The 14,652-nt window shown below is 43.0% G+C and carries 13 protein-coding genes; 5 read left to right on the forward strand and 8 right to left on the reverse strand.

The window, feature by feature from the left end:
• Positions 1-326: 326 nt before the first annotated feature.
• The gene (locus CYLST_RS11295) at positions 327-1,208 is read right to left on the reverse strand and encodes a M48 family metallopeptidase (protein WP_015207856.1); all 882 of its coding nucleotides are present in this window, start codon (positions 1,206-1,208) and stop codon (positions 327-329) included.
• A 168-nt stretch (positions 1,209-1,376) separates the two neighbouring features.
• Between CYLST_RS11295 and CYLST_RS34410 the strand changes: the two genes are divergently transcribed.
• A complete protein-coding gene (locus CYLST_RS34410; RefSeq protein ID WP_157162567.1) occupies positions 1,377-1,556 on the forward strand; it encodes a hypothetical protein in 180 nt (59 codons plus the stop codon).
• 202 nt (positions 1,557-1,758) lie between these two features.
• Positions 1,759-2,379, forward strand: a complete 621-nt coding sequence (locus tag CYLST_RS11300) for a hypothetical protein (protein ID WP_015207857.1) — start codon at positions 1,759-1,761, stop codon at positions 2,377-2,379.
• A gap of 165 nt (positions 2,380-2,544) precedes the next feature.
• Here CYLST_RS11300 and CYLST_RS11305 read toward each other — a convergent pair whose 3' ends face one another.
• The 3 genes from CYLST_RS11305 to CYLST_RS11315 form a co-directional block, all read right to left on the reverse strand.
• On the reverse strand, positions 2,545-3,486 hold the full coding sequence (locus tag CYLST_RS11305) for a hypothetical protein (RefSeq protein WP_015207858.1): 942 nt from the start codon (positions 3,484-3,486) through the stop codon (positions 2,545-2,547).
• Between the two features lie 276 nt (positions 3,487-3,762).
• The gene (rtcA, locus tag CYLST_RS11310; protein WP_015207859.1) at positions 3,763-4,809 is read right to left on the reverse strand and encodes an RNA 3'-terminal phosphate cyclase; all 1,047 of its coding nucleotides are present in this window, start codon (positions 4,807-4,809) and stop codon (positions 3,763-3,765) included.
• Between the two features lie 448 nt (positions 4,810-5,257).
• Positions 5,258-5,728, reverse strand: coding sequence for a tetratricopeptide repeat protein (locus tag CYLST_RS11315; RefSeq protein ID WP_015207860.1), 471 nt, complete (start codon positions 5,726-5,728; stop codon positions 5,258-5,260).
• A gap of 345 nt (positions 5,729-6,073) precedes the next feature.
• On the opposite strand from CYLST_RS11315, the gene CYLST_RS11320 reads away from it, so the two are divergent.
• The 3 genes from CYLST_RS11320 to upp all read left to right on the forward strand — a co-directional run bounded on the left by CYLST_RS11320 (position 6,074) and on the right by upp (position 9,414).
• Positions 6,074-7,333, forward strand: a complete 1,260-nt coding sequence (locus CYLST_RS11320) for a GTP cyclohydrolase II (RefSeq protein ID WP_015207861.1) — start codon at positions 6,074-6,076, stop codon at positions 7,331-7,333.
• A 121-nt stretch (positions 7,334-7,454) separates the two neighbouring features.
• On the forward strand, positions 7,455-8,651 hold the full coding sequence (locus CYLST_RS11325; protein ID WP_015207862.1) for a URC4/urg3 family protein: 1,197 nt from the start codon (positions 7,455-7,457) through the stop codon (positions 8,649-8,651).
• 127 nt (positions 8,652-8,778) lie between these two features.
• The gene (gene upp, locus CYLST_RS11330) at positions 8,779-9,414 is read left to right on the forward strand and encodes a uracil phosphoribosyltransferase (RefSeq protein WP_015207863.1); all 636 of its coding nucleotides are present in this window, start codon (positions 8,779-8,781) and stop codon (positions 9,412-9,414) included.
• Positions 9,415-9,421: 7 nt separating this feature from the next.
• Here upp and CYLST_RS11335 read toward each other — a convergent pair whose 3' ends face one another.
• From CYLST_RS11335 to CYLST_RS11350, 4 genes are read right to left on the reverse strand one after another with little or no spacing between them, the layout of a single operon-like run.
• Positions 9,422-10,354, reverse strand: coding sequence for an ABC transporter permease (locus CYLST_RS11335; RefSeq protein WP_015207864.1), 933 nt, complete (start codon positions 10,352-10,354; stop codon positions 9,422-9,424).
• A 40-nt stretch (positions 10,355-10,394) separates the two neighbouring features.
• The gene (locus tag CYLST_RS11340) at positions 10,395-11,450 is read right to left on the reverse strand and encodes an ABC transporter permease (protein WP_041233066.1); all 1,056 of its coding nucleotides are present in this window, start codon (positions 11,448-11,450) and stop codon (positions 10,395-10,397) included.
• Positions 11,451-11,479: 29 nt separating this feature from the next.
• A complete protein-coding gene (locus CYLST_RS11345; protein WP_015207866.1) occupies positions 11,480-11,692 on the reverse strand; it encodes a hypothetical protein in 213 nt (70 codons plus the stop codon).
• A gap of 13 nt (positions 11,693-11,705) precedes the next feature.
• Positions 11,706-14,612 (reverse strand): hypothetical protein, encoded by a 2,907-nt coding sequence (locus CYLST_RS11350; protein ID WP_015207867.1) that lies wholly within the window; start codon positions 14,610-14,612, stop codon positions 11,706-11,708.
• Positions 14,613-14,652 lie beyond the last annotated feature (40 nt).

Here is a 14,652-nt window from a genome sequence, read left to right on the forward strand (position 1 = left end):
TTGTCCTTGCTCTTGATACTGTTTCAACATTTTTTGCACAAAAGCTTTACCAACACCAAAGTTTACAGCTAACTTTCTAACTGAAATATTTCCTGAGTGATAAGCATTAACTACTTTTTATCTGAGATCAACGGAATATGGTTTCATAATAATAGTTTATCTATTTTGCATTATTGTACTTCACGTTACTGGAAAGTGCTGTATTCCCTCTGTTCGATAAATGATAAATTGCATTGAGAGAGACTTGTGTGTACACCTTAGCCTAAAAACATAGAGACGTTTCATCAAACGTCTCTACATTCACCCGAACCAGCTAACAAAACTAATCACCAAGAAGTCAAAAAATTCCACCCTTCCTTTCCTTCCGGTATATCTAACTCTTTCTGTTGAACTAAAGCATCATATTCTCCTGAATCAACCCATTTCAATAACTCTCCAGCCCGCATAACTACCCAAGAAAGACCAGTTTCGCTATAACTCAATATTTTAGTTACCTGATCCAAACTATCAAAGCTATTAGCTGCAAACTCACGGGCTTGGACAAGGAAATCGTCAATTACAGTAGTAGTCAAATACTCTTCTGGCAAACCTGCGAGTTTCATCAGTGCAGTAGTTGCCACATTAATATCTTGACAAGCCAGTAATCCAGCACGATCAGCAGTGAACCTAGCCATCATCAGCCAATTATACAAAGCCAGTTCCATTCCAGTAGCTACCAAGCCACCAAACCCCAGTGTGGTACTGGTCAACAAATTTTTTAAAGTTGGCATCACAAATGCCATTTGGTGATAAATCATGCTCTCACTCTTAATGCGAGCGACTTCGTGTCCCAAAACGTAAAGTAACTCATCTGCGTTCAGCCACTCCATTGCATCTAGATTTATACCAATAATGGACTTTTCCACCCCGACAATGTAGGTTTTAATGTGCCCTGTACCTCGAAACAGATACATTTCAGGTACTGTGGGAACATCAAGAATTCGACAAGTTTCTACAAGTGGCTGATGCAATTGAGGAAAATTATTAGGCGTAACTCTGATTTCACTGCCAAGGCTTTGTAGCCTAAGTAGACGATCAATTCCGTACTCATTAATTTTTTTGAGTAGTGGGGAAACACCAGGCATATTTTTCAAAGAAGCCAAAGCTTTGCGGTCAAATGGGTGTTCATAAGCTTGTGAACTCAGTCCAGTTAATATTTTTCTCGTCATTGGTTTTGAAGTTTTTGTAGGTTATGTTGTAGAAACTGGTGGGATACAAGCTTTTTGTCTAAAAGCTAATTAAAATTAGCAGCTAACTGCATTTTTTGCCAATAAATTTAACTTTAACTGAAATTGAACGTCAGAATTGACCTTTTAGGATTCCAAAGAGGTCGATTCTTGGTTAACCGAACCGTATTGGCTGCCGACCTAGCTCTCATGCTAAATGGGGTGACAGAAGTACGGTTATTGCTGGATTTTTCAGCAACACAAGCAGCAAATCTTTTGTCCAGCACGAATATCTGCATTGTCGATGCAGTAGGAACCGACAAACTAGTGACTTGGTTGAAGGGGAAGTGAAGATTACCCATCAAGTAATGCAGATATCAGTGCAGAAACACAAATTTTTTGTGAATTCGCCTAAATCCCTCATAAATGCCGATAAATCTACAGAACGCTCTGCGAACGGGCATAGCTGCGCTTACCGCGTAGCGTCTCGAAATAAAGAAACATATGTAAGAATATATATGTTTTGTATACATAAACACAAATTTACAAAAACATGAAAGCAGCAATTGTCGCTTCTTTGACCTTACTCAGTTTGACTGCTCCTGCATTAGCTGTTACCACCGAGCAATATAAATTCCAGGGAGAAAGCGCTTCAGCCTATTTTTATCAAAATGATGGCTGCAACTCAACCTATGTTGATGTTTATGCTTTTGAAAATGCCACTAAAAATGCGCCGGGTGCACCAACTAAGCAGTCAGAGGTTTACATCTACTATTCAAACTATAACTACTGCACCGCAACCAAGTCCTATGGTTCTGGCGCTAGTAAAAACCCAATCTTCAAAAGTAACAAATCGCTGCAATCTGCCTCTTTGAATGGTACTTTCACCGTCACTGATTACTTATCAGGGCCTACTGTCAAAAGGGCACCGCTTACTAAAACCGTAGACTTGGCTTTGACATGGACAGGTGTCGGTGATATATACCGTGGCAATAATCACAGTCACAATCAAGGGCCTGGCTACAGATCAAATTTTCGCTCTGTCGGTGCTTATCGTGATGCCAAAGTTGCCGGCACTGTTACCTTAGATGGGACAGACCTAATTGCAAATCTGTCTAGCAATGCTTCTTTGAGTTTTTCTAACAGCGCTTCTCTGTCTATTACCAAAAACTAGACTGTAGTTTGATTGGGAAGAATTCTTTGTTGCTTGGTATAAACCAAGCGAGTAAATCCATTGCCATCCGTCAGTTCGTCCATCCGTCCACAGACTGATTATTTATATCTACAGTTTCTGTGGACGTGACCGAAGGACGATTTTGGACGCTAATTTCGGTCAAATTTACACACAATCGCTATTTGTCTGTTTCTCTGTTTCTCCTTCTTCAACTTTTTGAGGCTTTTTTTTCGGAATTGGTTTTTGTGGAGCATTAGGGCGCTCGACATGATCTTTTTTAGATGGTCGTTGCACTCGAGGCTGATTTTTTTTAGCCTCTTGTTGCACCGTGGCTTTATCTTGTTTGGAGGCTTTGAGAAATTTGGGTGCAGTTTCTTGGGGTAGCGCGGTGAGTGCTACAAAACCGAAGACATCACGCCCCGGCATAAATTTCGCCTTGAGGCTGACAAATGCTGGACGCCCTTGCTCTTCTTTCGGCACTTTGGGATTAAATCTGAAGGGTCTAACAGGTGCATCCTTCCACAACAGGGGTATGTGGCTAGCTTTCATGAATTTCACTTTTTGGGCAGGCTCTGCCTGCTTAATATATTCGAGTCTTTCACTGCTAAAGTTGCGGAAGACTGAGATGCAAGGAGTCGGGCAGACGGGAATAAACTGCCACAGACCAGAAAATTTAAACTCTAGGTCTTCTAACTCTTCGGAAATTACTTCTCCAAATCGTGCTCTGTCAAAGCCCACTAGCTGAAAAGCGATGACTGATGGTTGTTCTTTTTTGGGAAAATGAATTGCCTTAGGATAAACTACTAAACGCTGATTTCGGTTGCCAGTAACGTTTATTTCTTTGGTCAGAGCGTCAAATACTTTGCGTTTTTGCGGAATGTAGAAAAGTTGGTATTCAGAGCGACCGATGGTAATAGTGTTTTTGCCATTTGGATTTAAGTTGACTTCTCCAGTAATTATGCCCACAGCTTGAAATATCGCTCCCGAATCTGACAGGGCATCTATCTGTTTGTCGGTATCAAGTTCAACTTGTTGATCAACAGATGGGGCTTCAATTGGGGTTACAGCCTCGTTTGGCTCATTGGGGGTAGGTTCATTAGATGCCATAATTTGCAGTGATTGGCTGGAATTTAAGCTTGATCGACTTGTAATTCATCCAGTAAAAATAGTGAGTTACCCAATATTCTAAACTAGCTCAACTGCGCCAGTATGATGCGCCTTAGTGGCGATCGCGAAAATTACGCCAGCTGTGGCCCTGCCATGAAGCTTTCAGCAGGGGAGCAGTTCGAGTTGCGGGTGGTGCGTGAGCTAATTTATGCCTCATTTTAGTCTGACCACGCCACTACGAGGTGAAAGTTTTGCATGTTATTCGAGCCAATTTTATCAACCACTCCCAGGCACTACAGCCACGATCTTTTCCCCTTCGTCCACCGTTACCCGCGCCAAGCCAAATTGCTCAATTACGGCGGCATTTGTCGTTAAGTGGGTACTCACTTCAGCCACCCGGTATTGACTTTCCTGTGAGGCTAAAGCAGCGGGTAACAATAACTGATCTCCTAAATGTTCATCGACAGGTGCGCCGGTTTGATGAAACTTCAGCAACTGTTCACAAGCCATGTCTGCAACCTTTTCCGCAGTCAAGCGCAACCGCCCCAACCCACCAAACCCAGCCAAGGAATTTTTATACTCTGCCGTTAAGAAAATACCCGCACCTGCTGCTACCCCTGTTTCTCGCAACGTTTGGACAGCAGCTTTTAATCCTGCTGCCGTTAACAAATTTTCGGCACGATTCGCCATTCGTTGGGGAATATGGGCAGGTAATTCTGTGACCACCGCTAGTCCCCGCACTCGCTGCAAATCTCCCCGTTGCAGCAAATTAATGCCTTCAATTTGACTACCACCACTAACAAGCAACTTTACTTCTCCCCCACCTTGGGGATGCCACCCCCAAGCGCCTAACTTAATTTTTGCATCTATACCCATGCGCTGCAACATCGGCAAATAAACTTGCTGAATATAGAAAATTGTCGGGCTAAAGCTAACATGAGTTCCACCCCGTAAGGTTATCTGAGAATCACCTGTTGCTAAGGCTAAAGGTAAAAGGATGGTTTGTAAAATGAGCGTAACCGCCCCAGCGGAACCCATTGGTTGGGCTTCTTTGACATCAAAGGTGTAATTTCCTGCTTGTACAGAACTACTGGGGATGAATTCTAGCATCATTGAACCCAAAGCATCACCCCGCAACTGGGCCTGGCAAATTCTCGCCGCAGCGCGAACTGAGGTGAGGTGTTGTGGTGCTAGTCCTGGTTTTGGGCGTCCGGCGCGGATGCCGGCTATGCGTATTGCATGGCCTGTGATGGCGGCTAGACTCAGGGATGTGCGGAGAATTTGTCCTCCTCCCTCTCCGTAGGAACCGTCAATTTCAATCATGGGTATTTTTGGATGCTACCGTTAATTTGACCCCTCTCCAAACCTCTCCCCGAAACTGAGAGAGGCTTTGATTTTACCTTGTTAAGAGCCTCTGACTGGGAATGCCCATTCGCAGTCAGAGGCTCCAGTATTAACTCCGTCGAACGCAAGATAAAGGTATCAAAGTCTCACGCAAGGGCGCAATTAAACGCAGAGGGGAGACGCTGCGCGAACAAGCCGGGAGACCCTAGTCGAGCAGTGGCTCCCCGTTGTAGCGACTGCTGTCGCGCAAAAGTATACGCAGAGGAACGCCAAGAATTAAGGCTCGTTTTCCGGGTAACTCTGCGTTTAAAAACTCTAGTTTTGATGTTGAACGGCGCTTGGATGCCATGTTCTGACAATAACCTCAAATTAGGCACTTAAGCAGGCAAAAGTTAGTCCACCCAACTAAATTGTTAAACCTCATGTTTTAGCTGAGTCTAAGTGTACATTCTAAAATCAATTTTTGATTTACTAGAGAATAGGGTTGAATTTTTAAAGCGCGCTGAAAAGCTTGGATAGCTGCACCATATTCTTTCAGTGCTGCATAACACAAACCCATGCCATGAAGCGCCCCAAAATGTACTGGATTTATTTGGATCACCATCTGACAATCCGCCAGAGATTTTTTATAATTGCCAATGCTGTAGTAGAGAAAAGCACGGCGATTCCAGGCTTCAGCAAAATCTGGTTGTTGTTGGATCAGTTCTGTAAGTAATTTCTCGGCTTCGGCAATTTCCCCAGCATCCAGCAATTTTTGACTATGATCAATTTTTTCTAGCCCATATATTCCCTTTTGCTGGAACCAAATCCGCCAGATTTTTCTGGTGGCTTGCTCACGAACTGAGACATCGGGATTTTTCAAGTCTTCAAGTAAGGAAGTGATAGATAAAGAATCCATGAATTTGAGATGGGTAAATGTATCTTCGGTTCAACTTTCGCACAAAATTATCTACTAAGTTAGGCTGAAAGTCATCCTTGAGTTTTTCTAGAGCAATTGCAAATTAGACAATTGTTGTGTTATCTATTGTATTCAGTAATACTGTTATTACTACGATCAACGTCTAAAATCAGGAGCGATTGGTCATGCTGTATGGGTCGCGAAGCGAAATAAAGCATTTGAGAATGACTCTTTGCCAAAAGTCCCATAGAGCAGACACTTTTAAAGTTTAAAACACACTATTGGTAGTTGACAAATCCCTGGTGACTAATAGTTGATTAACACATAACAAAATAACAAATGACTATGCCAAAGCAAAACAGCGTTTCCAGGCATATTGTGCTTACTTCCCATCCGAGTCGCTTTGGCCCGAAGCCGATCGCTATTCAATGGGGGGCAGCTGATCCGATGACACGGGGGCCGATTATTGCGACGCTGACTCAGCAGGGACACCGGAATGTAATTGGGACTCATTCTGGCAGTTATGCAGTTTATCGTGCTTTAGCTGTGGCTAGCGGGGCGCTACAATCGGATCACCGGGCGGATCTGACTAATACATCACCGGTGGAGCATATTGGCCCTTATTCTAGCTGGGCTGACCCTGATAAAATTGTATCCCTTGATCCTTATGGGGCGATCGCATCTGAGGTATTTGCTTCATATTACAAACAGGGCTATGATATCCGCCCGACAATCGCCATTACCAAGGCTCACATCAATATGCCAGAACTGCAATATGCTGTAGCTAAAGGGCGCTTGCAGGTGGATGGCAAGATTTTGAAGGCAAATGGCGATTTGGTCGTGACTAAAGCCGCTATTGAGCCAGTTTGGTATTTACCGGGAATCGCCAAGCGCTTTGGCATTACAGAAGCCGAGTTACGCCGGGCTTTATTTGAACAAACTGGGGGGATGTTCCCAGAACTGGTAACACGTACAGATTTGGAGGTGTTTTTACCACCAATTGGCGGGTTGACGGTGTATATTGTTGGTGATTTAGAGGCGATCGCCGATCCAAGCAAACCTCTAGCGTTGCGGGTACATGATGAATGCAACGGTTCTGATGTTTTTGGCTCAGATATTTGCACCTGTCGCCCTTATTTAGCACATGGCATTGAGGTGTGTGTGCAAACAGCCCAAGCAGGCGGTGCGGGTGTAATTGTCTATTGTCGCAAAGAAGGCCGCGCCTTGGGAGAAGTGACGAAATTCCTCGTTTATAATGCCCGCAAACGTCAAGCAGGTGGCGATCGCGCTGATGCCTATTTTGCCCGGACAGAATGCGTCGCAGGTGTCCAAGATATGCGCTTTCAGGAACTCATGCCGGATGTGTTGCATTGGTTGGGAATTACTCGGATTGATCGCATGGTGTCAATGAGTAATCTCAAGTTTAACGCTATCACTGCGGCAGGGATTGAGATTGTCGAAAGAATCGCTATTCCTGAAGATTTGATTCCTGACGATGCACGGGTAGAAATTGAAGCTAAAAAGGCTGCTGGTTATTTCACTACTGGTGATGTGTTAGATGCTGATGGTTTGGCTGATTTGAAGGGGCGGGGATTAGATTCTTAGGGGGTTTCCCGCCCAGATTTGCTGTAGGGGTGGGGTTTCCCGCCCATTTTCGGTTGACAAATGGGGGTGAAGAGTGGAGATACGAACCGCCCAGACGCAGAGGACGCAGAGAGAGGGGGAAATGATTGCATATCTTCGTTCGCCGGTGGCGATTCGGGAACGTTGTGGGGAGTTGTTTGAGTTGGTGGTTGAGGGTAAGTCGCGTCATTTTGTTTGCGATTTGACGCGGTTGGCAGGGGTGGCGGATTATGTGATTGAGGTGATGAGGGCGGAATACCCGGATTTACAAGTTCCTTTTCACAGTCGTTGGCGGCATTTTCAGGCTGGGGGTGTGCCAAGATTAACTGAGTTGAATGAGGTGTTGGCGGGGTTAACGCCTCAAGAAAAGGCTGCTGCTAAGTTTGATTTGGCAATTATCAGTGTTTTGTTGGATGCGGGGGCGGGGCATGATTGGCGTTATCATGAACAGGAGACTGGTTTGAGTTTTGGGCGTTCTGAAGGTTTAGCTGTTGCTAGTTTCCAGATGTTTTGTCAAGGTGCTTTTTCTGGTGAAGGGTGGCTGCAAGTCGATGCTGAAAAATTGCAAGCGTTAACAGAATCAGAATTAGCAACTGGCTTTCAGGTAAATGCTGATAATCCTTTGGTGGGAATTTCTGGGCGGTTGAGTTTGTTGCAAAGGTTAGGTGAAGCTTTGGTGTCTGCACCTCATTTGTTTGGAGATGAAAACCCCCGTCCAGGAAATTTGGTAAATTATCTTTTGGGGAAAGCTGAAAATGGGCAGTTAGCAGCTACCACTGTATTTAGCGCCGTTCTGGAAGGATTGAGTGATATTTGGCCGGGAAGATTAGAAGTGGCTGGGGTAAATTTGGGGGATGTGTGGTTTCACCCAGATGTTGCTGATAATAATTTGGTGCCATTTCACAAGCTTTCCCAATGGTTGACATACTCTCTTTTGGAACCACTGCAAGAACTGGGTTTAACAATCACTGGAAAAGATGCCCTCACCGGATTACCAGAATATCGTAATGGCGGTTTATGTCTGGATTTGGGGTTAATCAGCGCTAAATATCCTGAGATTTTGCACTCATCTCACTCGGTGGCATCAGAAATTATAGTTGAATGGCGTGCCTTGACGGTGATTCTTTTGGATTTGATTGCTGTTACAGTCCGCGACAAGTTGGGAATGAGTGCTGAAGAATTACCCTTAGTTAAAATCCTCCAAGGGGGAACTTGGACGGCTGGGCGGAAAATTGCTGCTGAACTTCGCACGGGTGGTTTACCCCCGATAAAAATAGAAAGCGATGGTACTGTATTTTAACTAGTAGTGCAGGCGTCTCGCCTGCACATAACTGCACATAACTGCACATAACTGCACATAACTGCACATAACTACACATCACTCTCGTGCCGCCTGTTCTAGATTTAATTAAATAAAATTCTCAAATATGTATAATCAAGTAATACTAATTGAACATCCATTAATTCAGCACAAACTCACGCTGATGCGAAAAGCTGACACCAGCACAACGAAATTTCGTAATCTTCTCAAAGAAATTAGTTTGTTGTTGGCTTACGAAGTAACGCGAGATTTGCCGCTGAAATATGAAGCGATTAAAACACCTTTAGCGCCGATGAATGCGCCAGTATTAGCACCTGATAAAAAGCTGGTTTTAGTTTCTGTGATGCGGGCGGGGCAAGGAATTTTAGATGGGATGCTGGAATTGATGCCAACTGCACGGGTGGGGCATATTGGTTTATATCGTGATCCGAAAACATTGATTCCAATTGAGTATTATTTCAAAATTCCTGAAGATGTGGAAAAGCGAGATATGTTGGTGGTAGATCCGATGTTGGCAACTGGTAACTCTGCTGTGGCGGCGGTGGAAAGACTAAAATCAACTAATCCCTTATCGATTAAGTTTGTCTGTTTACTCGCTGCACCGGAAGGGATTGAGCATTTCTGTGCTGTTCACCCAGATGTCCCACTATATACTGCGGCGATTGATGACCATTTGGATGAACATGGTTATATTATTCCCGGTTTGGGGGATGCAGGCGATCGCTTATTTGGGACAAAATAATTAGTGGTTATTGCCGTTCGCCTTTAATGTAGGGAACGCCTAAAGCCTTTGGGGGTGTGGATTTGCCCGCTAACCCCACTAAGGCTAAAATAGCGATCGCATAAGGCAACATGAGCAAAAACTGATAGGGAATATTTACACCCATTGCCTGAATTCGCAGTTGCAACGCTTCTGTCGCCCCAAACAGCAAACAAGCTAAACTACTACCTATAGGATGCCACCTACCAAAGATTAAAGCAGCGATCGCCATAAATCCTTTACCAGCACTCATCCCCTCGGCAAAAAATCTCACCTGTACTAAAGTTAAATAAGCACCCCCCAAACTGGCAAGACAGCCACCAATAATCACGGCGCCATAACGCACCAATGGCACTTTTACCCCAGATGTATCAGCAGCTTGAGGATATTCCCCCACCGCCCGCAAGGTTAAACCAAAGCTGGTGTGAAATAAAATATATCTAGTTAAGGCAATTAACAGCAACAGTAAATAAACAAAAATATCTTGTTGAAATAGCAGAGTTCCAATTAAGGGAATATCCGCCAAACCGGGAATTTTTATCGCCTCAATTCCTGGTAATCTTTGGGTGCTAGCACCGCTAAACACCAGCCGCGCCAAAAACGATGTCATCCCCGCAGCCAAAAGATTAATCGCTAACCCTGACACTAACTGATCAACAAGCAAACTGACACTTAAAAAAGCATGAAGTAAACCCACCAAACCCCCAGCAATTAAGGCGGCGAACATCCCCAACCAAGCATTACCAGTGTAAAAGGTGGCAGCAGCGCTAGTAAAAGCACCAGTTAACAACATTCCTTCCAGGGCAATGTTTAACACCCCTGAACGTTCCGAGTAAAGTCCCCCCAAAGTGGCGAATGCTAGGGGTACAGCTAGATGTAAGCTAGCAATCAGGTAATCAGAGAAGAAGTTGAGGTGATTCATAAAGCTTTTTTAAACGCAGAGTATCGCAATATCTGCATTTTTAATTTTTAATTTTTAATTTTGAATTGTTCACCCGTCTTTCTACGGCGAGACTGATGGCAATAAATAACACGGTTAAACCTTGAATGGCATAAACTACAGTTACGGGAACACCGGCGCTGCGTTGCATGACATTAGCACCACTGCGAAGGGAGGCAAAAAATAGGGAATTTAACACCACACCGATCACACTACCACGACTTAAAAAAGCGATCGCGATCGCATCAAATCCATAACCCGGTGACACCGACTCAAACAGCCGATATTTCAACCCCATGACTTCACAAGCACCCGCTAACCCCGCCAAACCCCCAGCTAATCCCATCACCAGCATAATGGTGTTTTCTACTGATATACCAGCATAACGGGCGGCGATAGAGTTAAATCCGACGGCGGTAATTTGGTATCCTAAAAGCGATCGCCCCAGCAACACCCACAAAATCCCGGCGGCGATTAACCCCAGCAATATCCCTGCATGGGCAAGACTCTGGGGTAAAATAATCGGTAGACGGGCAGATTGGGCAATCAATGACGTATAAGGACTCGGCGCACCAGGTGCTTTCAACGGATTTTGCACCAAATAACTCACTAAATTCATCGCGATATAATTTAGCAGCAAGGTGGTAATCACCTCATTTACCCCCCGCTTGGCTTTCAGATAACCGGGAATTCCCCCCCAAACGGCACCAAACAGAAACCCCGCCAACAACGCTAAAGGAAGATGAATCAAAGCAGGTAATTTCTGCACATATAACCCAATCAAAGCACTTCCCAAGGCACCAAGATAAATTTGCCCTTCTCCACCAATATTAAATTGACCGCCACGCAACGCCACCAACACCCCTAAACTGGTGAATAACAATGGTGTCATTTTGGTCAAGGTGTTACCAAAGCCAAAGTAGGTGGTAAGGGATTCTTGAAATAAAGCGGTGTAAGCGACGATGGGATTTGCCCCAGCGAGTAGAATGAGAATTGCGCCGACAATTAGGGCAGATGCGATCGCAATTAGCGGTGATAAAATTGGTAGCAGTCTGTGAAGCCGATTTTTGATGATCATTAAATGCGATGATTGCCAACCGTAAAAAATCAAGACGCTGACAAAACCTCTAGTCCCCATTGATCTAGCGATCGCACTAGCAATTGGTCTAAATTCGGGGGAGTGCTAACTTCTTTGATTACATCGATCATCAAATCTTTCGCAACTTTTGGAGTCTCTGGATATCTTACCAGAAATAAACCATCATCAGCCCACATAGAACGAATATCAGATAATCTTACCGCTGCACCTTCATGAATCACTTTAAATAACTGGTTAAAATTGCGGCAATTTCGAGCTATCTTGCAGCATAATCATCGAGGTAGGAATAGTAATTTCCCAAGGTTCGCTGACATGCTTGGACTCGCGATCGCTCTGCGGTAAAATTTTCAAGTCATTCACAAGTGACACATATTTCTCATCAGTGGGAGTCAGTGCATTTGCCCCAGTCCAGATTGTCCCTGACGACAGATAATATAAAACAAGCATGGCATAGTCAGGTCTTACTGGTACCAACACTCTAACTGCTCCTGCTTGCAAAAAGCTGGTGAATAGAGAGTCATTTCCTGAGTAAGGATTGAAAGCTGTAAAAGTGAATTCATCTTGATTTTCTCCTTCTTCCAATTGTGGATAGAAGTTATAGGTTATCTCATTCCACTCCAAAGACTGCTCAAAAAATTGGATATACCTTGGTTCATTGACAGCAAAGTTTGATGGTTGATTCTTTACGGAATTATCATCAGATGAACCCACAAGCTGAAAGTGCCGCTTGATAATTTGTCTTGTGCAAGCTTTTTTAAGTTCATGCTTTTCGATTTGCCGATATTTAAGCGGGTTATGGGACTTGATTTCGGCTAGTCCTACTCCAGCCCTTTCATAATATTCTGCTTGCTGTTGACGATATCCTTCGAGAATAGCGTTATAAATGTTTATCTGCCATTCTGCAAATTTTTCAGGTGCGAGAGTACATGTAACTTCAATGCTGACAGAATATTTTGCATCTGATTTATCTTTATCAGAATCACACAGCACAGAAGCCGCGATCGCAGTATCTTCTTGATTCATCCCTAATTTGCAAATATGACGGGGAGATGTAGTCAAGTCCAAAATTTGTATACCAATAAATCCTGTCAGTGCAGTGACACCAGAGAAAACACCAGCTACATCTGCTGATGTAGCCCTATAGCCTTCAGGTATTTGAATTTTTTTGATACTATTAGGTTCTTTATCTTTAAATGCAGTCGGCACAATCTTCACTGCATCTGGTGGTGTTTGGATATCTTTGACTTGATACTTAATAGCCAAATCGGCGTAATTTTCCCTAGTGATGGCTTTATAACTATGCAGATTGAGCTTGTCTGGTGCAATTGGTTTGTCAAGCGATATACCTTGAAGATGAAGCAAACTATTAATGTATGAATCAGCCGGATTTTCCAACATGAACTCCAGCATCAATCGCTGACCATAATTGACCACATGGGCTGTATAAATCTGGTTAACCCAGCGATAAATACCAATGACGTTGCTCGTACTATTTTTATTATCAAATGCATGGATTACAGTTTCTTGAGTCTCATCAAGAATGATAGTTCGTACTTGATTAACATATCTAGCAATGCCATATCTAGCAATGCGATTAGCTGTCCTTGTTGTGATATTCTTGGCAAATTTATTGACATCTTCTCTATAAGGCTGTGTTGAGTCGGGAGCATTAGAAATAGTCCAACCTCCTGTGACTTTAACAGTTGATGGTGTGATTCCATACTCTGTACTCAAGCTATTAAAGGTCGTTGTCACCGCATCTTTAGCCAGAGTTTTTTGTGTCTCATTCAATATATCTGCTCTAGTATCATCAATACCGTCTGCAATCTCTTCTAATTTTTCACTGCTGTTAGTTACAGATTGATTAACTCTGTTTAATTTTCTCTGGGTGGTTTCTTTGCGCTCACCTTTTAGAACATTTTCAATGTAAGCTACTTCTCCTAATTCATATCTCAACAGCCGTTGGCAAACCATTTGTAAGTCACCTATGGCATAAGGTTCGATCCATTCTGTAATTTTAGATTTGCCAGCACTAGCAGATGGTAAGGGAAATATTTCTGTAGGTAATATAATCGTAGATATTGCTGTTTCTAAAATTACTACATTCTCAGTAATTGCACTTCCTGAGTGACAATTTTTATCATGTTTAATAATTTTTTCAATCAGAACCAACATCACCAAAGTCTTGGTGAGTTCTTCCAGCAAATGTGGGCGATATTCAGAGATGATAGTCAAAGCAAAATAATTCTGCCATACCCTATCTTTTTCCTGGATATATTTTTGGCTCTGGATGTATTGTTTGAGATTACTCCAGTCTAATTTTAAAATAACCTCTAATTGCTGTTTCAGTTGTTTACAACTGAAACTTGTTTGGTGACGTAACCATGTATCAAGTAGCGCAAAATATTTTATATAACCATTAAGGTTGCTGTTACTGGGGATGAATTGCTCTGCAAACTGCTTCCCCTCGATAAAATTAATTGCCACCTGTCTCATTTGCAAACGGGCATTATTTTCAGATGCTTTCTTAATTTCGACTAACTTTTTATATAGGGATTCAGACGGTGCATTTTCGCTGTCATACTCAATGAACCGTCTTTGTTGCACATCCGGACTAATTTCAGTCCAAGTACGCATGTAAACGAAAGGAAAGAGATCTTGGTGTTCTCCACTGTTGACAAATACTGTTTCTGAGGCAGACTCAAATGCATCACATGATTCACTTGGTTCAGAAAAGAGGTATTGGCGTTCCCCACTGTTCACAAATACTACTTCTGAGGCAGACTCAAATGCATCATACGGTTCACTTGGCTCACTTGAAACAATAGACTTATCTGGACCAGGCAAAATATCATACTTTACCGTTTTGAGATTGTCTTGAAGACCATATCTAATATCGATACCTAAGTAAAGTTTTCCTTTGGCTTCAATGAAGTTAAGTTTGCCTTTAGCAGAACTATCAAGATATTGAAGCTCGAACGAGCATTCTTTATTAATTTTGCTTAACTGACAGTACTGATGTGGGTGCTCATTAACAAATAAATTGCAAATAATTGATTTTCCTTCTATTTCGCTAGAATTATAAATTGCCCACTTTATAAAAAAGGGAGAAAAATCTTCTAAATTCCAATCTGTATTCATAGCTAGCTTGTATTAATTAAATACTGAGGTTAATATCGCT

The organism is Cylindrospermum stagnale PCC 7417 (genome assembly GCF_000317535.1).
Classification (GTDB): domain Bacteria; phylum Cyanobacteriota; class Cyanobacteriia; order Cyanobacteriales; family Nostocaceae; genus Cylindrospermum; species Cylindrospermum stagnale.

Bases quoted from the DNA above. Each gene is read 5' to 3' on its own strand.
- CYLST_RS11295 (WP_015207856.1), bottom strand. From the start codon at position 1,208: ATGACGAGAAAAATATTAACTGGACTGAGTTCACAAGCTTATGAACAC.
- CYLST_RS11300 (WP_015207857.1), top strand. From the start codon at position 1,759: ATGAAAGCAGCAATTGTCGCTTCTTTGACCTTACTCAGTTTGACTGCT.
- CYLST_RS11305 (WP_015207858.1), bottom strand. From the start codon at position 3,486: ATGGCATCTAATGAACCTACCCCCAATGAGCCAAACGAGGCTGTAACC.
- rtcA (WP_015207859.1), bottom strand. From the start codon at position 4,809: ATGATTGAAATTGACGGTTCCTACGGAGAGGGAGGAGGACAAATTCTC.
- CYLST_RS11315 (WP_015207860.1), bottom strand. From the start codon at position 5,728: ATGGATTCTTTATCTATCACTTCCTTACTTGAAGACTTGAAAAATCCC.
- CYLST_RS11320 (WP_015207861.1), top strand. From the start codon at position 6,074: ATGCCAAAGCAAAACAGCGTTTCCAGGCATATTGTGCTTACTTCCCAT.
- CYLST_RS11325 (WP_015207862.1), top strand. From the start codon at position 7,455: ATGATTGCATATCTTCGTTCGCCGGTGGCGATTCGGGAACGTTGTGGG.
- upp (WP_015207863.1), top strand. From the start codon at position 8,779: ATGTATAATCAAGTAATACTAATTGAACATCCATTAATTCAGCACAAA.
- CYLST_RS11335 (WP_015207864.1), bottom strand. From the start codon at position 10,354: ATGAATCACCTCAACTTCTTCTCTGATTACCTGATTGCTAGCTTACAT.
- CYLST_RS11340 (WP_041233066.1), bottom strand. From the start codon at position 11,450: ATGATCATCAAAAATCGGCTTCACAGACTGCTACCAATTTTATCACCG.
- CYLST_RS11350 (WP_015207867.1), bottom strand. From the start codon at position 14,612: ATGAATACAGATTGGAATTTAGAAGATTTTTCTCCCTTTTTTATAAAG.